General features: G+C 65.4%; 21 protein-coding genes and 1 tRNA gene. 11 read left to right on the forward strand and 11 right to left on the reverse strand.

Features of this window, described 5'->3' with window-relative positions:
* Positions 1-58: 58 nt before the first annotated feature.
* Together C8J44_RS08865 and epsC are read right to left on the reverse strand one after the other, a co-directional pair.
* Positions 59-397, reverse strand: coding sequence for a DUF2794 domain-containing protein (locus C8J44_RS08865; RefSeq protein WP_121904216.1), 339 nt, complete (start codon positions 395-397; stop codon positions 59-61).
* Between the two features lie 13 nt (positions 398-410).
* Positions 411-1,103 (reverse strand): serine O-acetyltransferase EpsC, encoded by a 693-nt coding sequence (epsC, locus tag C8J44_RS08870; RefSeq protein ID WP_121904217.1) that lies wholly within the window; start codon positions 1,101-1,103, stop codon positions 411-413.
* A 162-nt stretch (positions 1,104-1,265) separates the two neighbouring features.
* Between epsC and C8J44_RS08875 the strand changes: the two genes are divergently transcribed.
* Positions 1,266-2,033 carry a sulfite exporter TauE/SafE family protein gene (locus tag C8J44_RS08875; protein WP_056052944.1) on the forward strand — a complete coding sequence of 256 codons (768 nt, stop codon included), beginning with the start codon at positions 1,266-1,268 and terminating at the stop codon, positions 2,031-2,033.
* Between the two features lie 114 nt (positions 2,034-2,147).
* On the opposite strand, the gene C8J44_RS08880 is transcribed toward C8J44_RS08875, so the two are convergent.
* Positions 2,148-2,666, reverse strand: coding sequence for a carboxymuconolactone decarboxylase family protein (locus C8J44_RS08880; RefSeq protein ID WP_121904218.1), 519 nt, complete (start codon positions 2,664-2,666; stop codon positions 2,148-2,150).
* A gap of 128 nt (positions 2,667-2,794) precedes the next feature.
* Positions 2,795-3,340, reverse strand: coding sequence for a peroxiredoxin (locus C8J44_RS08885; protein ID WP_055879693.1), 546 nt, complete (start codon positions 3,338-3,340; stop codon positions 2,795-2,797).
* A 147-nt stretch (positions 3,341-3,487) separates the two neighbouring features.
* Between C8J44_RS08885 and C8J44_RS08890 the strand changes: the two genes are divergently transcribed.
* The 3 genes from C8J44_RS08890 (at position 3,488) to C8J44_RS08900 (ending at position 6,049) form a co-directional block, all read left to right on the forward strand.
* On the forward strand, positions 3,488-4,390 hold the full coding sequence (locus tag C8J44_RS08890) for a hydrogen peroxide-inducible genes activator (RefSeq protein WP_060526661.1): 903 nt from the start codon (positions 3,488-3,490) through the stop codon (positions 4,388-4,390).
* A gap of 239 nt (positions 4,391-4,629) precedes the next feature.
* Entirely contained in the window at positions 4,630-5,262 is a 633-nt protein-coding gene (locus C8J44_RS08895; protein WP_121904219.1) for a fasciclin domain-containing protein, read from the forward strand.
* Between the two features lie 133 nt (positions 5,263-5,395).
* Positions 5,396-6,049 carry a fasciclin domain-containing protein gene (locus tag C8J44_RS08900; protein ID WP_121904665.1) on the forward strand — a complete coding sequence of 218 codons (654 nt, stop codon included), beginning with the start codon at positions 5,396-5,398 and terminating at the stop codon, positions 6,047-6,049.
* A 112-nt stretch (positions 6,050-6,161) separates the two neighbouring features.
* On the opposite strand, the gene C8J44_RS08905 is transcribed toward C8J44_RS08900, so the two are convergent.
* From C8J44_RS08905 to pgsA, 3 genes are read right to left on the reverse strand one after another with little or no spacing between them, the layout of a single operon-like run.
* The gene (locus tag C8J44_RS08905; RefSeq protein ID WP_121904220.1) at positions 6,162-6,611 is read right to left on the reverse strand and encodes a molybdenum cofactor biosynthesis protein MoaE; all 450 of its coding nucleotides are present in this window, start codon (positions 6,609-6,611) and stop codon (positions 6,162-6,164) included.
* Positions 6,608-6,865 carry a molybdopterin converting factor subunit 1 gene (gene moaD / locus C8J44_RS08910; RefSeq protein WP_056051410.1) on the reverse strand — a complete coding sequence of 86 codons (258 nt, stop codon included), beginning with the start codon at positions 6,863-6,865 and terminating at the stop codon, positions 6,608-6,610. The genes C8J44_RS08905 and moaD overlap by 4 nt, the downstream gene beginning before the upstream one ends.
* 15 nt (positions 6,866-6,880) lie before the next feature.
* On the reverse strand, positions 6,881-7,432 hold the full coding sequence (pgsA, locus tag C8J44_RS08915) for a CDP-diacylglycerol--glycerol-3-phosphate 3-phosphatidyltransferase (RefSeq protein WP_121904221.1): 552 nt from the start codon (positions 7,430-7,432) through the stop codon (positions 6,881-6,883).
* 115 nt (positions 7,433-7,547) lie between these two features.
* On the opposite strand from pgsA, the gene C8J44_RS08920 reads away from it, so the two are divergent.
* The gene (locus C8J44_RS08920; RefSeq protein WP_060526657.1) at positions 7,548-8,873 is read left to right on the forward strand and encodes an MFS transporter; all 1,326 of its coding nucleotides are present in this window, start codon (positions 7,548-7,550) and stop codon (positions 8,871-8,873) included.
* Between the two features lie 104 nt (positions 8,874-8,977).
* Here C8J44_RS08920 and C8J44_RS18455 read toward each other — a convergent pair whose 3' ends face one another.
* A complete protein-coding gene (locus tag C8J44_RS18455) occupies positions 8,978-9,142 on the reverse strand; it encodes a hypothetical protein (protein WP_165899569.1) in 165 nt (54 codons plus the stop codon).
* A 195-nt stretch (positions 9,143-9,337) separates the two neighbouring features.
* Between C8J44_RS18455 and C8J44_RS08925 the strand changes: the two genes are divergently transcribed.
* From C8J44_RS08925 to C8J44_RS08935, 3 genes are all read left to right on the forward strand, one after another.
* The gene (locus C8J44_RS08925; RefSeq protein WP_060526799.1) at positions 9,338-10,456 is read left to right on the forward strand and encodes a DUF47 family protein; all 1,119 of its coding nucleotides are present in this window, start codon (positions 9,338-9,340) and stop codon (positions 10,454-10,456) included.
* A gap of 192 nt (positions 10,457-10,648) precedes the next feature.
* Positions 10,649-11,647, forward strand: a complete 999-nt coding sequence (locus C8J44_RS08930) for an inorganic phosphate transporter (RefSeq protein WP_056051415.1) — start codon at positions 10,649-10,651, stop codon at positions 11,645-11,647.
* Between the two features lie 110 nt (positions 11,648-11,757).
* Positions 11,758-13,551: an autotransporter outer membrane beta-barrel domain-containing protein gene (locus C8J44_RS08935; RefSeq protein WP_121904222.1), complete on the forward strand. Its 1,794-nt coding sequence runs from the start codon at positions 11,758-11,760 to the stop codon at positions 13,549-13,551.
* Between the two features lie 108 nt (positions 13,552-13,659).
* Here the strand turns inward: C8J44_RS08935 and C8J44_RS08940 are convergent.
* Positions 13,660-13,735, reverse strand: a tRNA-Ala gene (locus C8J44_RS08940).
* An 82-nt stretch (positions 13,736-13,817) separates the two neighbouring features.
* Positions 13,818-14,144, reverse strand: coding sequence for a TIGR02300 family protein (locus C8J44_RS08945; protein WP_031395784.1), 327 nt, complete (start codon positions 14,142-14,144; stop codon positions 13,818-13,820).
* A gap of 99 nt (positions 14,145-14,243) precedes the next feature.
* On the opposite strand from C8J44_RS08945, the gene aroA reads away from it, so the two are divergent.
* Positions 14,244-15,578: a 3-phosphoshikimate 1-carboxyvinyltransferase gene (aroA, locus tag C8J44_RS08950; RefSeq protein WP_121904223.1), complete on the forward strand. Its 1,335-nt coding sequence runs from the start codon at positions 14,244-14,246 to the stop codon at positions 15,576-15,578.
* 1 nt (position 15,579) lies between these two features.
* A complete protein-coding gene (gene cmk, locus C8J44_RS08955; RefSeq protein ID WP_121904224.1) occupies positions 15,580-16,218 on the forward strand; it encodes a (d)CMP kinase in 639 nt (212 codons plus the stop codon).
* Positions 16,219-16,517: 299 nt separating this feature from the next.
* Here the strand turns inward: cmk and C8J44_RS08960 are convergent, their stop codons facing one another.
* Positions 16,518-16,775, reverse strand: coding sequence for a SemiSWEET family transporter (locus C8J44_RS08960; protein WP_056060411.1), 258 nt, complete (start codon positions 16,773-16,775; stop codon positions 16,518-16,520).
* 277 nt (positions 16,776-17,052) lie between these two features.
* Between C8J44_RS08960 and rpsA the strand changes: the two genes are divergently transcribed.
* Entirely contained in the window at positions 17,053-18,771 is a 1,719-nt protein-coding gene (rpsA, locus tag C8J44_RS08965) for a 30S ribosomal protein S1 (protein ID WP_121904225.1), read from the forward strand.
* Positions 18,772-18,827 lie beyond the last annotated feature (56 nt).

Raw genomic sequence — 18,827 nt, forward strand, 5'->3', positions numbered from 1 at the left:
ACAAGCTGGCCTACCCACCCCCAACCCCTCCCTTTCAGGGAGGGGAGCAGCTTGCGCCCTAATCCTCTACCAGCTTCATGAGCCGTCGCTCGACTGGCGCCAGCACAGGCCCGAGTTCATGCCCGCGCTTCACCACCGCGCCGGCCTCGCCGATCAGCGCCCACATGCCCTGCTTGTTGCGCAGCGACGGGCGCTTCTCGATCCTGAACTCCGGCCGTTCGGCGGCGCGGCGGAAGGCGGCGAACACTGCGGCGTCCTTGCCCAGATCGATCGCATAGTCGCGCCAATGGCCCGCTGCGACCATCCGGCCATAGAGGTCAAGGATGCGGTTCAGTTCGAGGCGTTCGAAGCCGACCTGCGTCGCCTTGGACGGTGTGGGAAAAGGGACCACGCCCATCAGTTATCCACCATCATGCGCGGTCGCGGCGGTCCTCTGGATGCTCGTCGGCGAGCAGCGCGTCGAGCCGCTTGCGCATCGTCTCCAGCTCGCAGCGCATGATCTCCATCTTCTGCGTCGCGGGATCGAACATCTCGCTGCACGGCGTACCGTAGGGCACGAAGCGCGGCACCTCGGGCGCGTTGCCGCCCTCGATCGTCGTCGCGCGAGCCGGAATGCCGACCACCGTCGTGCCCGCAGGCACGTCGCGCGTGACGACCGCGTTGGCGCCGACCCGCGAGCGCTTGCCGAGCGTGATCGGGCCCAGCACCTGCGCGCCCGAGCCGATGATCGCGCCATCGGAGATGGTCGGGTGGCGCTTGCCCTGGACGCCGTTGTCGGGGCTGGTGCCGCCGAGCGTGACGCACTGGTAGATCGTGACGTCGTCGCCGATCTCCGCGGTCTCGCCGATCACGACGAAGCCGTGGTCGATGAAGAAATTGCGGCCGATCGTCGCGCCGGGGTGGATGTCGATTGCCGTCATGAACCGCGACCAGTGGTTGACGCAGCGCGCGAGGAAATAGAGCTTCGCCTTGTACAGGCGGTGCGCGATGCGGTGATAGCCGAGCGCCCAGACGCCGGGGTACAGCATGATTTCGGCACGCGAATGCGGGGCGGGATCGCGGGCGCGGATCGAATCCAGATAGGCCAGTAATCCGCTCGACATCCGCAGTCCCCTTCGCGATTTCCGTATCTAGGGTATCGAACCGCCGATTTCCAGAACCGCGCGCAGGGGCGGCCTCAGCCCATCAGGATCGGGGTAAAGCCTATCTTTGTTGTGGGATAAGCTCGCGCGTTGCAGTTTAGCCACGATATTGAGGGGATGCCGATGTTCGACCTGACGACCTTGAGCTTCGAGACGCTGCTGCCCTTCATCCTGGTCGGGTTCGCTGCGCAGATCGTCGACGGCGCGCTGGGAATGGCGTTCGGGGTGATTTCGAACACGCTGCTGCTGTGGGTCGGCGTGCCACCGGCTGCGGCGTCGGCTGGCGTGCATACCGTCGAGACCTTCACCACCGCAGTGTCGGGGATCAGCCACGTGCTGCACAAGAACGTCAACTGGACGCTGTTCCTGCGGTTGATGATCCCGGGCGTCATCGGCGGCGTGCTGGGCGCGTACGTGTTGTCGAACATCGATGCGAGTACCGCGAAGCCCTTCATCCTCGCGTATCTGACGTCGATCGGCGTGTACCTGCTGTACCGCGGGCTTCGCTATCCGCCGAAGCAGAAGGAACCGAAGATCGTCGAGCCGCTCGGGCTGGTCGGCGGGTTTCTCGATGCCGCGGGTGGTGGCGGCTGGGGGCCGGTGGTGACGTCGAACCTGCTGGTGCAGGGCGCATCGCCGCGCACCACGATCGGTACGGTGAATACCGCGGAGTTCTTCCTGACCGCGACGATCTCGGCGACGTTCATTACCCAGCTTGGCTGGGCGGCGTTTACGCAGGCGACGGTGGGGTTGCTGATCGGTGGCGTGCTGGCGGCACCGTTCGGGGCGATGCTGGCGAAGCGCGTGCCGGCCAAGACGCTGATGGTGCTGGTCGGCGTGATCCTGACGATCACGAGCTTGTTCGGCCTCTACCGCGCGATCTGGCACTGACGGAACTCCCCTCCCGCTTGCGGGAGGGGTCGGGGGAGGGCGTGCCAAATACGACGCCGTACTTGAGGCCAGCCCCTCCCCTAACCCCTCCCGCAAGCGGGAGGGGAACAGAAGTCACAACGTCGCGTGGACCGTCGCAACCGCGGCCATCACCGCGCCGATCCGCACCGACGTCTGGATCGCCTCCGCCGTAACGCCGGCCTTCTTCAGGATCTGCTCGTGGCTGTCGATGCACATGCCGCAGCCGTTCATCGCCGACACGGCCAGGCTGAAGAGCTCGAAATCAACCTTGTCGATGCCCGGCTGGCCGATCACGTTCATCCGCAGCTTGGCGGGCATGTTGCGGTATTCCTGGTTCCCGGCGAGATGCGTGAACCGGTAATAGACGTTGTTCATCGCCATCACCGCCGCCGCCGCGCGCGCTGCGTTGGCGGCCTCGGGCGAGAGCTTCGGCACGCATTCGGCCTCGGCGGCTTCGACGAGCGGCTTGTAGCCCGAGCCGTGCGCGCACGTGAGCAGCAGGCCGTATTTGCGCTGGTCGGACAGATGCGTCTCGTTCAGCAGCGAGCCGACGTTGAGACGGATATCCTTGGCGTAATCGGGCAGTTGCCCTGCGAATTCCTTGAGCGACATGATAATTCCTTCTGCTCCCCTTCCGCCTGCGGGCGGGGTCGGGGGAGGGACTGGAGACAAAAAGAGAGGGCGGTCCGTGTGGACACGCCCTCCCCCAACCCCTCCCGTGAACGGGAGGGGAGTTTCAGTTACGCAGCGAGCTGGAGGACGTCGTCGCCCTTGTTCCAGTTGCACGGGCAGAGCTCGTCGGTCTGCAGCGCGTCGAGCACGCGGAGCGTCTCGGCGGGGTTGCGGCCGACGTTCAGGCCGTTGACCTGGACCGCCTGGATGACATTGTCCGGATCGATGATGAAGGTCGCACGGAACGCGACATGCTCGTTCTTGTCGACGATGCCGAGCGCGTCTGCGAGCTTCGCGCCGTTGTCCGCCAGCCACGGGAAGTCCGCGGCGGCAAGGTCCGCGTCCGACTTACGCCAGGCGAGGTGGACGTGCGCGGTGTCGGTCGACGCGCCGATCAGGACGGCATCGCGGTCTTCGAAATCGCCGCGGATGTCGCTGTAGCCGACGATCTCGGTCGGGCACACGAACGTGAAGTCCTTCGGCCAGTAGAACAGCACCTTCCACTTGCCGGGATAGGCGGTCGTCAGGTCGAGCGTCTCGCCGGCGGGCAGCGCTGCGGTGCCCTGCTGGACGGGAATGGTCATCGAGGGGAACTGGTCGCCGATGGTCAACATGATGGAAGCCTCCTGGAATTAAACTTGGCTCCAGGCATCCTCAAAGGCGGCGGTTGACCCGCTCGGGTGTTGTGCATTGCGGTATAGGGGGCTGGTGTAATCGATCCAACGCTCTATTTATCATCTGATGATCGATAGAGGCGATTAATGGCTGCGACCTACCTACCTACGTTGAAACAGTTGCAATATCTGGTTGCGCTGAAGGACCACGGCCATTTCGGACGCGCCGCGGAGGCGTGTTTCGTGACGCAATCGACGCTGTCGGCGGGCCTGCGCGAGCTTGAAACGCTGATCGGCGTGGTGCTGGTCGAGCGCACCCGGCGAGTCGTGCGGTTCACGCCGCTGGGCGACGGAATCGCCGACAAGGCGCGGCGCGTGCTGCGCGAGGCGGAGGAGCTGGGCGACATGGCGCGCGCCGCCGGCCAGCCGCTGTCGGGCGACATGCGGATGAGCGTCATCCCGACGATCGCGCCGTTCATGCTGCCGAGGATCCTGCCACGGTTGCGGAAGGACTATCCCGACCTGAAGCTGTTCCTCCGCGAGGAGCCGAGCGGTCCGGCATGCGAGGGGCTGCACAATGGCCGCACCGACTGCGTGCTGCTCGCGCTCCCCTATGCGTGCGGCGAGGTGACGTCGGAGACGCTGTTCGAGGACCGCCTGTTCGTGGCGTATCCGTCGGGCGAAGAGCCGACCGCGCTGCCTGCGATCCCCGCATCGGCGATCGACGAGACCCGGCTGCTGCTGCTCGAGGACGGGCATTGCCTCAAGGATCATGCGCTCGGCGCGTGCAACCGTCCGGAGTTGCGCGCGGAGGCGACCATGCTCGGCACGTCGCTGCACACGATCGTGCAGATGGTCGACAACGGGCTCGGCATCACGATGCTGCCCGAGATGGCGCTGAAGGCCGGCATCCTCGACAACACCAACATCACCGCCCGCCCGCTCGACGAGATCAATGCCGTGCGGAAAATCGCGCTGGTGTGGCGGCGGGCGAGCCCGCGGGAGAAGGACTTCCGGTTGATGGCTAAGGCGCTGGCCGACGTTCAGTAGCCGCCTCTCCTTCTGCGCCCCTCCCTGGAAGGGAGGGGTTGGGGGTAGGTCGGTGCCCGTATCAGGCAATCTCAGCGACACAAGCTGGCCGACCCACCCCCTGCCCCTCCCTTTCAGGGATGGGAGACCGTCGCGCTTCAGACTGGCTCGGTCTTCACCTCGACCGGAGATTGGCACGCTTGCGCAACCAACTCGGCGTTCGATCGTATGTTTCGCGAGTTCCCGCTGGAGATCCAACGATGTCGAAGACGCTTCCGCTATTGCTGATCACGAGTGCGCTGGCGCTTGCGGCGTGCAGTGGCAAATCGAAGGACGACGTCGCCAGTGCGTCGACCACGCCGATCAATCCCGCGCTCGCCGTCCCGAACGGGCCGCCCGCGGTGGCCAATCCGACCGTCGGCGGCGTGCCGATGATGGCGACGCAGACGATCGTCGACAACGCGTCGGCGGCGCCCAATCTCTCGACGCTGGTGGCCGCGGTGAAGGCCGCGGGTCTGGTGCCGACCCTGTCGGGGCCGGGTCCGTTCACGGTCTTCGCACCGACCAACGACGCGTTCGGGCGGCTTGCCCCCGGCATGGTAGACACGTTGTTGAAGCCCGAGAACAAGGCTTCGCTGACCAAGGTGCTGACCTATCACGTCGTGCCCGGCGTCGTGACCGCCGACGATCTGCGCCGCCGCATCACGACAGGCAACGGTACCGCGACGCTGACCACGGTCGAGGGCGACCCGATCACCGCGACGCTGGTCGGCGCGGTCATCACGCTCACCGACGTCAACGGCAACAAGAGCTATGTCGAGACCGCAGATGTCCGCCAGTCCAATGGCATCGTTCATGTCGTCAACGGCGTGATCGTGCCCAAGCTGAGTTGATCCGGGTGGAATTAGGCTCAATTCATCGCGCCGATGCTACGGCTTGTCGGCAAAATCATTGAGTCCGACCGATATCTACCCAAGTTTTTCCGTTCGAGTTTACACGTCCCTTCCACAATCTCTGGAGTTGCAGATGACTGTTAAGACCAACCTGATGATCGCAGCCGCATCGAGCCTGCTCCTCGCCACCGGCGCGACTGCACAGACCACCGCACCGGCTGCACCGCGGACGGGCGCGCCGACGACGGCCGCTCCGACGGCAGCGGCGCCGGGCGCGACGACCGCAGCGCCTCAGGCTGCCGGTGCGCCCGCCGCGTCGACGGCCGCAGCGACCACGACGATCGCCGCCGCTCTCCCGACGCTGCCGAACCGCGCGACGCTGACCAAGCTGGTCACCGCGGCGAAGTTGCAGACGACACTCGCAGGCCCCGGCCCGTACACGCTGTTCGCGCCGAGCGACGAAGCGTTCACGCGTCTGCCCGCCGGTGCGCTCGACACGCTGCTGAAGCCAGAGTCGGTGCCGACGCTGGCGACGATCATCAAGTATCACGTCGTCGCCGGTGCGCTGACGTCGGAGCAGCTGAAGGCACAGATCACCGCAGGCGGTGGCAAGGCCACGCTGACCACGCTCGCCGGCCAGCCGCTGGTCGCGTCGCTCGAAGCGAACGGCAATATCGCGCTGACCGATACCGCCGGTATCAAGTCGTTCGTCGATACGGCGGACATCAAGGAGACGAACGGCGTCGTTCATCTTACGAACGGCATGAGCGTTCCGAAGCTCGGCTGATTTGAGTGCGGGCCGCGGTCTCATCGGATAGCGCGGCCCGCACTAATTTGTTTCCCTGCGAAGGCGGGGATCCAGTCTGGGTTCCCGCTTTCGCGGGAGAACAATCTTCGCGCTAGCTGCTAGGCGTATTCCAGCGGGAGGCAGCGGCGTGATCGTGATCGCGCGCCTCCACCCAGCTAGCTTCAACTCCCCGCGTTTCGCGCTTCCAGAATGGCGCGTCGGTCTTCAGCCGATCGATCAGATACGCGCAGGCTTCCAGCGCCGCGCCACGATGTGCCGCCGTCGCCGCGACGAACACGATCCGCTCGCCCGGATGCATCGGCCCTACGCGGTGCACGATGATCGCGGCACTCAGCGACCAACGCTCGATCGCACCCTCGGCGACCTTGAGCAACGCAGCCTCGGTCGCACCCGGATAATGTTCGAGCTCGAGCGTCCCCACACCGTCATCAGCACGCACCAGCCCGGTGAACGTCGCCACCGCGCCCGCCCCTGCCGCTTCCGCGCGCGTCATCTCGGCGGCGATATCGATCGGCAACTGCTGGACCGAGATGTGGATCATCCGCCGGTCACCGGTGGGAAGATCGCGATTTCCTGCGCGCGACCGATCGGCGTATCGAGCGGCACGAAATCCTGATCGATCGCCGCGCGTAGTCGCGAGCGGTTCTCGAACGCGCCCGCATGGGCGGCGCTCGTCTCCGCCAGCCAGTCGACCAGATCGGCCACTGTCACGACGCTCGTCGGAGGCTCGATCGACTCTTCACCCGTGCCGATGCGCTCGCGCACCCAGGCGAAATACACCATCCGTATCGTCATGCCCGTAATGCCTACTCAGTCCATGTGCTTCAGGCCGACGCGGAGATAATCCCATCCGGTCATCAGCGTAAGGACGGCCGCGCCCCACAGCGCGACGATGCCGACGGTGTGGACCCAGACCATCTCGGGCACTGCGCCGCCGAGGATGATGCCGCCGAGCGATACGAGCTGCAACGTCGTCTTCCACTTCGCCAGCTGCGAAACCGGCACGGAGACCTGAACCTGCGCCAGGAATTCGCGCAGGCCCGACACCGCGATCTCGCGCAGCAGGATCACCAGCGCGGCGATCACGTGGACACCCGGAATATCGCGCGTCCCGACCAGGATCAGGATCACCGCCGCGACCATGATCTTGTCCGCGATCGGATCGAGGAATATCCCCAGCCGCGACACCGCGCCGCTCGACCGCGCGAGATAGCCGTCGAAATAATCGGTAATACCCATCAGGCAATACAGCACGAAGGCGATGCCGTACCCCGCCTCCCAGTCGGGCCACCACAGGAACCAGACCAGCAGGGGCACCGCGACGATCCGCGACAATGTCAGGAGGTTAGGCAAGCTCAACACCCACCACCCCTATACCGGTCGGTCGCGCGGCGAAACCGGTTTAAGCGTTGGCGCGCGGATGACGCTCGGCTAAGGGTTGGACATATTACCGCAACGATCAGGGCTATTTCCCGTCATGCTCAATGCCCTTGGGTTGCTGAAGCAACGTCGCTTCCTCCCGCTGTTCACGACCCAGTTTCTCGGCGCGTTCAACGACAATCTGTTCAAGACCTCGATGGTCCTGTTCGCGACCTATGCGGTCTTCAACGACCCGAAGATGGAGGCCAATTTCAACGCGCTGGCGACGGGACTCGGCATCCTGCCGTTCTTCCTGTTGTCCGCGCTCGCCGGACAATTGGCGGACAGCCACGACAAGGCGCGGATCATCCGGATCGTGAAGACGGTCGAGATCGGCATCATGCTGCTTGGCGCGACCGGCCTGATGGTCGCGCGCGCAGGGCATCCGTCGCTGGGGATCGGGCTCATGCTCGGCGCAGTCCTGTGCCTCGGCGTGCATTCGACGTTCTTCGGCCCGATCAAATACGCGATCCTGCCGCAGCATCTGAAACCGTGTGATGTGCTCGGTGGCACCGGGCTGGTCGAGGCCGGGACGTATCTCGCGATCCTGCTGGGCACCGTGACCGCAGGCTGGATTCCGATCGAGGGCGCCGCTGCCAGCGTGCTGGTCGTCGCCGCGATCGGCTGGTTCGCCGGACGCCAGGTGCCGCCGGCGCCACGCGAAGGCCCACCGCTGAAGCTCGACTACAACCCGTTCACGGCGTCGTGGCGACTGATCAACGCGACGCTGCACATCCCGCGGCTGTTCCTGGCGATCATCGCGATCAGCTTCTTCTGGACGATCGGCGCCGTGCTGATCATCGTCTTCCCGCCGCTGGTGAAGAACGTGCTGACCGCCGACGAGCGAGTCGCCAGCTTCGTAATCGCGGTGTTCTCGGTCGGTGTGGCGATCGGTTCGGTGGTAATCAACACGATGTTGCGCGGGCGTATCTCGGCGAAGTTCTCGCCCGCATCGGTGATCGCGATGGGCGGATTCGTCTTACTGTTCTCGTTCCTGGTGCGGACCTGGACGCCGGCGCCACCGGGGCACTTCTACGACTGGGCCGGCTTCATCCATCAGCCGGGTGCGATTCCCGTGCTAGCGACTCTGCTCGCGATCGCGATCACCGGCGGGATGTTCGTGGTGCCGCTCTACGCGTTCCTGACGACGACCGTCGAGAAGGACCAGACCGCGCGGACCGTGGCGGCGAACAACGTCGTCAACTCGGGCGCGATGACGGTCGGTTCGATCCTCGTCATCGGCATCACCGCGATGGGCGTGACGCCCGAGGACATGCTGTTCCTGGTGGCGGCGATGTGCCTCGTCTCGGCATGGCTCGCACAGAAGCTGCACCGGGCCTGCGACGACGACGCGATCGGGTGTTTGCCGACGCTGAAGGGGTAGCCTCACACCTGAACCCGTTCGCGCTGAGCGAAGTCGAAGGGGGAGTGCCAAAAGCAGGTGCTTCGACTCCGCTCAGCACGAACGTAAAAAGGGGTGCGTAGGCCTCAGAAAATGAAGCTGTAGAAGCACGTGAAGAACGCCGCGAAACTCAGCAGGAAAAGCTTCACGTCGTGATCGTCGTTCTTCGCGCTGGCGACTACCGGCGGCGGCAACGATCGGCGCAGCGGATGGCGGGCGGCTTCGTTGGTGAGGACTAGGCGTCTGGTCATGATGAAAACGTTAACGTCGCGTTTACCAATTCGACCAGTGGCAAAAGTGGTTAAGCTGGCGGCGTCCGGCAATGGGACAGAAATGGGCCCCGGCTAACCGCCCATAAAGCCAGCGCCGATCCGCTATCCTTGCGTAAAAACCGCGTATAAGCTCCAGTCTTTCCCCGTGATTCCGCGGGCGTGAGGACCCGGACCATCGAACAGATCGGCGCGCTTCCCTATGTGATCGACGAAGCCGGGCATGCGCGCGTGATGCTGATCACGTCGCGCGATACCGGCCGCTGGGTGATTCCCAAGGGCAATCCCATCACGGGGCTCGCCAGCCACGAGGCCGCGGCGCAGGAAGCCTATGAGGAAGCCGGCATTCGCGGTATCCCATGCCCCTCTCCTGTCGGGCAATTCGCGTACCGCAAGCGCCGCCGCACCGGCCGCTACCGCGACATGATCGTCACCGTGTTTCCGCTCGCGTTCGTCGAGCAGGTCGAGGACTGGCCCGAACGTCATCAGCGCGACACACGCTGGTTTACGCTTGATCGTGCGGCGGAGGCTGTCAATGAGCCCGGCCTGAAGGCGCTGATCGCTGCTTTCCGTGAGCCGCCGATCCCGGCATCGCTCGCGCAACGTATCTTACCCGTCGTGCGCACGAGCGCGAAAAGGAGAATTCCGATGCTGGGCTGGTTCCAGTCGCTGATGCCGAAGCAGGGGCGGTTCTTCGAACTGTTCGACGCGCATGCCGCGACTCTGGTCGCCGGCGCCGATGCGCTTGCACGGCTGCTCCACGGCGAAGGCTCGATCGAGGGTCAGATCGCCGAGATCGTCAAGCGCGAGCACGAGGCCGACGATATCACCCGGGAGGTCCTCCAGGACGTCCGCCGCGTGTTCGTAACGCCGTTCGACCGCAGCGCGATCACCGATCTGATCGGCGTGATGGACGACGCGATCGACCAGATGAACGGCACCGCGAACGCGATCGCGCTGTATGAGGTCACCGAATTCTCGCCGCAGATGCGCGACATGGCGGGCATCATCGTCGAGGCCGCACGGATCACCGCGGAAGCGATCCCGCTGCTGCGGTCGCTCGGCACCAACGCAGGCCGGTTGCACGACCTTACCGCGCGACTGATCCAGATCGAGGGTCATGCCGACGACATCCACGACACCGGCCTTCGCGCGCTGTTCCAGGCCTCGAAGATCAGTGCGGACCCGATGACCTTCATCATCAACCGCGAGATCTACAGCAGCCTGGAAAAGATCGTCGACCGCTTCGAGGATGTGGCGAACGAGATCCAGGGGCTGGTCATCGACCATGCTTGATGTGTTTGAGTCCGAGAGTTTCCACGCAGCTCCCCCCCGGCGAAGGCCGGGGCCCAATTGGGGGACGGCAATAACGAAGGGCGGCGTTCCTTTACTGCGACCTCTCCAATTGGACCCCGGCCTTCGCCGGGGGGGTGGAGTGGTTGAGAGAGCGGCGGTGCACCTTATCCGCGTAACCGCGGGCCGCCGCGCATGATCCTCTCCCTCCCCCTCCTCATCGGCCTGATCGGCATCGCGCTGCTGTTCGACTTCCTGAACGGCCTCCACGACGCGGCGAACTCGATCGCCACCGTCGTCTCGACACGCGTGCTGAAGCCGCAATACGCCGTCCTCTGGGCAGCGTTCTTCAACTTCATCGCGTTCGCCGTCTTCGGCCTCCATGTCGCGCAGACCGTCGGCACCGGGATCGTCCAGGCGCACGTCATCGACGCGCAGGTGATCTTCGCCGCGCTGATGGGCGCGATCGCGTGGAACGTCATCACCTGGGTGCTCGGCATCCCATCGAGCAGCAGCCACGCGCTGATCGGTGGCCTCCTCGGCGCCGGCATCGCGAAGGTCGGCTTCGGCGCGATCGTGTGGAGCGGCGTGATCAAGACCGTCGTCGCGATCTTCGCCTCACCCGCGATCGGCCTGATGCTCGCGCTCGTGCTGGTCCTGATCGTCGCCTGGACTAGCCTCAAGCTCACCCCGCTCGGCGTCGACAAGCGCTTCCGCAAGCTCCAGCTGATCTCCGCCGCGCTCTATTCGCTCGGCCACGGCGGCAACGACGCGCAGAAGACGATGGGGATCATCGCCGTGCTGCTCTATTCGCAGGGCCTGCTCGGCGGCGAATTCCACGTGCCGCTCTGGGTCGTGCTGTCCTGCCAGGCAGCGATGGCGCTCGGCACGCTGTCGGGCGGCTGGCGGATCGTCCACACGATGGGCTCGAAGATCACGCGCCTGACCCCGGCACAAGGGTTCTGTGCGGAGACCGGCGGCGCGATCACGCTGTTCGCGGCGACGTTCTGGGGAATCCCCGTATCGTCGACTCACACCATCACCGGCTCGATCGTCGGCGTCGGCGCCGCGCGGCGCTTGTCCGCCGTCCGCTGGAACGTCGCCAGCAACATCGTCGTCGCCTGGACGCTCACCCTGCCCGCCGCCGGATTGATCGGCGCGGGGACGTATCTGCTCGTCGGGCTGTTCGTCTGAACGACTGCCGGCCGTTCCCAAACGACCCTCTATTGACGCGGACGTAAACGGCTCCGACACTCCCTGTCGAGCGAAGGACAACGATCCTTCGCCGCCAGGGAGAGGGTATCATGAAGACGACCTACACGGCGTTGCTGTTGGGAACCGCGCTGAGCGTCGCGAGTCCCGGCTACGCACAGACCGCCAGCCCGACCAATGTCGCGAGCACCGAGACCTATAACCGCATGGTCGTGTTTGGCGACAGCCTCGCCGACGGCGGCTATTACCTGACGCTCGACCCACGCCTGCCGCGCGATGCGGGCAGCTTCACGACCAACCCCGACCCGGTCGCACCCGAGGTCCTCGCGGCGCGACTCGGGCTGTCGCTCGATCCGGTCTATGGCAAGGGCGGCACCAACTACGCGGTCGGCGGCGCCCGCGTGACCGCCGCGAACGCGTTATCGATCCCGGTCGCGACCCAGATCAGCAATTTCCTTGCCGCCGGTGGCAGTTTCGGACCGCGCGACCTCGTCTACATCCAGGGGGGCGGCAACGACTATTTCGCATTCCAGGCGGCCGGCAGCACCAACACCGCGATCCTGACGACGGCTGCAACGCAGCTCGCCGCGCAGGTCGACCGCCTCCAGGCCGCCGGTGCGACCCGGATCGTCACGCTCGCGGTTCAGACCGGTGGCGCGGCCGGGCTCCAGCTGTTCAACCGGACCTATGCCGCGGCATTGGCGGCGGCGAACGTCAACGCGCTGTATTTCGACACCGACCGGCTGTTCGGCGAACTCGTCGCCAGCCCCGCGACCTATGGCTACACCAACATCACCGGAGTCGCCTGCACCGTACCGTCGTCGCTCGCCTGCACGCGCGCGACGCTCGTGTCACCGAACGCCAACGAGACGTATATCCAGGCCGACAGCGTCCACCCCGCCGGCATCACGCAGCGTATCCAGGGGCAGGCGCTGGCGAGCCTCGTGCAGGCGCCCGACCAGATCGCCGGTCTCGGTTATGCGGCGCAGGCGATGTTCCGCGGACAGCGCGACCTGTTCGAGGCCGCCGAGCGTGGCGGCGCGCAACGCGACGAACACGCGCTGTCGGTGTTCGGCGGCGCCGGCTATCATTATTACTCGAGCGGCACCTCCGCCCAGCGCGTCGACATCACCGAGCGCGGCTTCAGCGGCACCGCTGGCGCCGACCTCGCGATCGGCAACGCGTCGGGAGTCGGTCTCGCGGGTGGCTATTCGGACGGCACCGGCGACTTCAAGACCGGCGCCGGCAGCTACAAGCCGCGCGCCTGGTCGGTCAGCGGCTACGCGCGCGGCGACGTCGGCCCGGTACGGCTACTTGCGGACGGGACCTATGGCGAGATCGATTACCGCCACATTCGGCGCACCGTCCAGCTTGGCCCGGCGGTCCGATCGCACGAGGGTGAAACCGACGGCACCTACGTCGCCGGGCGAGTGACTGCCGCGCTCGACCTGATCAAGTTCGGCGGGCTCGCGTTCGGTCCGGACCTCGCGGCGCAGTATGACCGCGTCCGCATCGCCGGCTATGCGGAGACCGGCGGGCTCTCGACGGCGGCGAGCTTCGGCAAACAGGAGATCGAAAGCCTGACGGGCCGCTTCGGCGCGGTCCTTCGCACCGTTCCCGGAGAACCGGTGCGATTCTTCGCGCGCGCCGGGTACGAGCGCGAATTCGACGACGATCCCCGCACGCTGACGATGACGCCAACGGGTGCCCCGATCAGCTTCACGAGCACGGTCGAACGCGCCGATCGCAGCTATATGAGCTATGCCATGGGGGTGGACGGCAATGTCGCGGGACAACTGTCGCTCCGCGCAGGTGTCGCCGGCTACGCCTTGCGCGACGACCGCAACAGCGTTTCGGCGTTCGCAGGGTTATCCGCTGCATTCTAGACGTGCGGAACTCGTCTCGGGGTGTGGCGATGCCGCATCCCAAACCGCGCTCGGCTTGTTTGCGATGTCAGCTTAAAAAGTATCCGGCGGACCGGTCATCAACGGAAATGGTGGAGCCGAGGGGGATCGAACCCCTGACCTTTCGCATGCCATGCGAACGCTCTCCCAGCTGAGCTACGGCCCCATTCCCGTTGGGAGGCGGGTCACTAACCGGACCCGCCCGGGTTGGCAAGCGGCGTAAATGCCGCCTGCCAAATTTATTCTACTTAACGCTCGTGCTCGTCCTGCGGCGTCTCGACGCCGAGGTCGTCGTCGCCGCCGAGATCGACTTCGTCGTCCGCCGATGGCTCTTCGTCCTCGCCGGTGATCGAGGCGATGTCCTCTTCCTCGTCACCCTCGAGATCCGCGTCGGGCTTCTTGGTGTCGGGCTTGGCGACCTCGAACGGCAGCGGCTGCTTCGACTTCAGGATGGGCTCGGGCTCCCACGCATACCCGCATTCGATGCAGGTCACGGGGTCGGCTTTTTCGAGGTCGTAGAAACGCGTCGCGCATTTCGGGCACGAACGCTTCGTGCCCCATTCCGGCTTGATCATGCCGATAGAACCTTTCGGATGAATGGATTGCGGGGGGATACCCTCGCAAAGTGGGCGCGCCTTGCCATAGCGCAAGGCCACTGTCAAAAGCCCGGCCCCATGGCACACCCCCTCCCCACTTCGATGGACGTCGTCGCGCGCGGTCCACTGACCGGCTCGATCGCGGTCCCCGGCGACAAGTCTATCAGTCACCGCGCGCTGATGTTCGCGAGCTTGGCGGTCGGCACCAGCCGGATCGAGGGGCTGCTGGAGGGCGAGGACGTGCTCGCCACCGCCGCTGCGATGCGCGCGATGGGCGCGACGATCGAACGTGGTGAGGACGGGATCTGGACGGTCGATGGCGTCGGCGTGGGCGGGTTGCTCCAGCCCGAGACTGCGCTGGAGATGGGCAATTCGGGGACGTCGACGCGGCTGCTGATGGGGCTGGTGTCGAGCCATCCGATCACGTGCACCTTTACGGGCGACGCGTCGCTGTCGGGCCGACCGATGGGACGCGTGATCGAGCCGCTGTCGCAGATGGGGGCGGACATCACGTCGTCGCCGGGCGGGCGGTTGCCGCTGATGGTGCGCGGGATGTGCCCGGCGGTTCCGATCGAATACACGCTGCCGGTCGCGTCGGCGCAGGTGAAGTCGGCGATTCTGCTCGCGGGGCTCAACACGCCGGGGATCACGCGCGTGATCGAGCCCGTCGCGACGCGCGATCATAGCGAGCGGATGCTGACCGGGTTCGGCGCGAAGCTGACCGTCGAGGAGACCGAGGCCGGGCGGATCATCTCGATTACCGGCGAAGCGGAGTTGCGGCCGCAGGATATCGTCGTGCCGGGCGATCCGTCGTCGTCGGCGTTCTGGCTGGTGGCTGCGTCGATCGTGCCGGGCTCGGATATCGTCGTGCGCAATGTCGGGCTGAACCCGACGCGGATCGGGATCGTCACGGCTTTGCGGATGATGGGCGCGGATATTACCGAGCTCGATTCGCGCATCGTTGGCGGCGAGCCGGTCGCCGACCTGCGCGTTCGCCACGCGCCGCTGACCGCGATCGAGGTGCCGGCCGATCTCGCGCCGAGCATGATCGACGAATATCCCGTGCTGTTCGTCGCCGCCGCCTTCGCGACCGGCACGACCGTGGCTCGCGGCGCTCACGAACTGCGAGTCAAGGAATCGGACCGGATCACGACGATGCGGATCGCGCTGGAGGCGTGCGGCGTGGCTTGCGAAGAGTATGAGGACGGCATGGCGATCACCGGGTCGGGCGGCGCGGCGATTCGCGGTGGCGCTCGGATCGCCTCGAAACTCGACCACCGCATCGCAATGAGCATGGTCGTGGCTGGACTTGGCGCCGTTCAGCCCGTCACGATTGACGATGTATCGCCGGTGGCGACGAGCTATCCCGTGTTCTTCCGGTCGCTCGACGCGCTGACCGGCCGGGGGAATTAAGATGATCATCGCAGTCGACGGTCCGGCGGCATCGGGCAAGGGCACGATCGCGCGCGCCTTGGCCAAGCATTACAAGCTGCCGTATCTCGATACCGGGCTGCTGTACCGCGCGGTCGCGTTGAGCGTGGCGCGGATGGGGCTCGATCCTGAGACGGAAGCCGACGCGGTGGCGGCGTGCGATTTCAGCGATGCGCTGTTGAGCGATCCGGCGTTGCGCGACGACGATATCGGCGCGCTGGCGTCGGTGGTGTCGGCGCATCCGCTGGTGCGGGCGGCGCTGCTGCACCGGCAGAAGCGGTTTGCGGCGCAGGAGGGTGGCGCGATCCTCGACGGGCGCGACATCGGGACGGTGATTGCGCCGGACGCGGATGCGAAGCTGTTCGTGAAGGCTACGCCGAATATCCGGGCGCAACGGCGGCATGCGGAGTTGCAGGCTCGGGGTGGGACGGCGAGCAAGGATCGCGTGTTGGCGGATATTCGGGCTCGGGATGCTCGGGATAGCGGGCGGTCGACTGCGCCGTTGGTGATGGCGGCGGATGCTGCGTTGCTGGATACGAGCTTTTTGTCGATCGAGGCTTCGGTGCAAAGGGCGGTTGCGTTGGTTGAGGCGCAGTGGGCGAAGAAGGCGGCTTCGGTTTAGTCTCTACCCTGTCCTCAGCGGCAACCACCCCGGCGAAGGCCGGGGCCCAATTGGAACGTCAGCAGTAACGAAGCGCGATCCTCAGTTAGTACCGTCCCCCAATTGGACCCCGGCCTTCGCCGGGGTGGTTGCTCTGTGGAAGTGAGCCAACGTGAACCAATACTGTTTCCCCGCGAAGGCGGGGACCCAGACTGGGCTCCCGCCTTCGCGGGAGAACAAGTAAGCGGGGGCGCCGTATGTTATACCCCAAGGAATACCCCAGACCTCCCGACACCTATCGCCCGGTCACCCACGCGCGCCTACAGCGCAGTAACCAGCGCCACCGCCCCGAACACCACCCCCGGCGCATTCGCCACGACGATAGGCCAGTCCCGCTTGTCCTTCAGAAACCCGTACCCCACCCACAGCGCGCAGTTCACCATCGTCGCGAACGGCTGGACCACCGATCCCTTCTGACCCGCAAGGTTCAGCATGATCTGGTCGATGTACGACAGGTACATCACGATCGCCGTCACGGTGGCGACCCACCCCAGCACGAGAATGCCGCGTTCGTTCAAATCTTCGCTCCTGTTGTGAGCGGCCCCTAACGAAGCAGCGGCGAACTTGCTCCGAGACCCGGTTTCGGCTATACGGAACCGTCCGGCGAGCGATGCTCGTGGAGGAAGGCGCGGAGACCCTCGAGTCTCACGCGCCGTTTTCGCATTCAGCGTCTACGTCCTCCGCAGCCTTCGTGCCGTCCGGATGCTGCGCCGGCGTTCGGTCGTCGCGGCAACGAAGGCCAAGACCAGCGGACCCAACCGCTTGGCCGGAAACAGACTAGGATTACTGAATTCTATGGCAACCCAGGTAATGCCGACCCGCGACGATTTCGCGGCGATGCTGAACGAAACGCTCGGCGACGCCGACAGCTTCGAGGGCCGCGTGGTGCATGGCACCGTGACCGGCATCGAGAACGACATGGCCGTCATCGACGTCGGTCTGAAGTCGGAAGGCCGCGTGCCGCTTCGCGAATTCGCAGCGCCGGGCCAGAAGGCTGACCTCAAGGTCGGCGACGAAGTCGAAGTCTATGTCGACCGCGTCGAGAACGTCCACGGCGAAGCGATGCTCAGCCGCGATCGCGCCCGTCGCGAAGCCGCATGGGACAAGCTGGAAACCGAATTCTCCAAGACGACCCGCGTCGAAGGCGTGATCTTCGGCCGCGTGAAGGGTGGCTTCACCGTCGACCTGAACGGCGCCGTCGCGTTCTTGCCCGGTTCGCAGGTCGATATCCGCCCCGTGCGCGATGTCACCCCGCTGATGGACATCCCCCAGCCGTTCCAGATCCTGAAGATGGACCGCAAGCGCGGCAACATCGTCGTGTCGCGTCGTGCCGTTCTCGAAGAGACGCGCGCAGAGCAGCGTTCGGGCCTGATCCTCAGCCTGGCCGAGGGCCAGATCATCGACGGCGTCGTAAAGAACATCACCGATTACGGTGCGTTCGTCGACCTCGGCGGCATCGATGGCCTGCTGCACGTCACCGATCTCAGCTACAAGCGCGTCGGTCACCCGAGCGAAGTCCTGAACATCGGCGACACCGTCAAGGTGCAGATCATCCGCATCAACAAGGACACCCAGCGCATCAGCCTCGGCATGAAGCAGCTGGAGAGCGATCCCTGGGATGGCGCGATGGTCAAGTACCCGGTCGGCGCGAAGCTCACCGGCCGCGTCACGAACATCACCGAATATGGTGCGTTCGTCGAGCTGGAAGCGGGCATCGAAGGCCTCGTTCACGTGTCGGAAATGTCCTGGACCAAGAAGAACGTCCATCCGGGCAAGATCGTGTCGACCTCGCAGGAAGTCGACGTCATGGTCCTCGAAGTCGATTCCGAGAAGCGTCGTATCTCGCTCGGCCTCAAGCAGGCTCAGGCCAATCCTTGGGAGGCCTTCGCTGCCGCTCATCCGATCGGTTCGACCGTCGAAGGCGAAGTCAAGAACGCGACCGAGTTCGGTCTGTTCATCGGCCTCGACAACGACGTCGACGGCATGGTCCACATGTCCGACATCGCATGGGGTGTTTCGGGCGAGGACGCGCTCAACCTGCATCGCAAGGGTGAGACCGTCGAGGCCGTCGTGCTCGACATCGACGCCGAGAAGGAGCGTATCTCGCTCGGCATGAAGCAGCTCGAGCGCGGCGGGCCTTCGGCCGGCGGCATCGCAGCGGCAGGCGACAAGCTGAACAAGAACGCAGTCGTCACCGTGACGGTCCTCGAAGTCCGCGACGCGGGTCTCGAAGTCCAGCAGGGCGACGATGGCGCGACCGGCTTCATCAAGCGCACGGATCTGGGTCGCGATCGCGACGAGCAGCGTCCGGAGCGTTTCCAGGTCGGCCAGAAGTTCGACGCGATGGTCACCGGCTTCGATCGTTCGAAGAAGCCGACCTTCTCGATCAAGGCTATGCAGATCTCGGAAGAGAAGCAGGCTGTTGCTCAGTACGGTTCGTCGGACTCCGGCGCGACTCTCGGCAACATCCTGGGCGAGGCTCTCAAGGCTCGTACGGAAGCAGAGAAGAAGTAAGCTCAACGGCTTAACCAAGATTTGGCCCGGCATGTCGCGAACATGCCGGGCTTTTT

This window comes from Sphingomonas sp. PP-CE-3A-406 (assembly GCF_003688625.1).
GTDB lineage: Bacteria > Pseudomonadota > Alphaproteobacteria > Sphingomonadales > Sphingomonadaceae > Sphingomonas.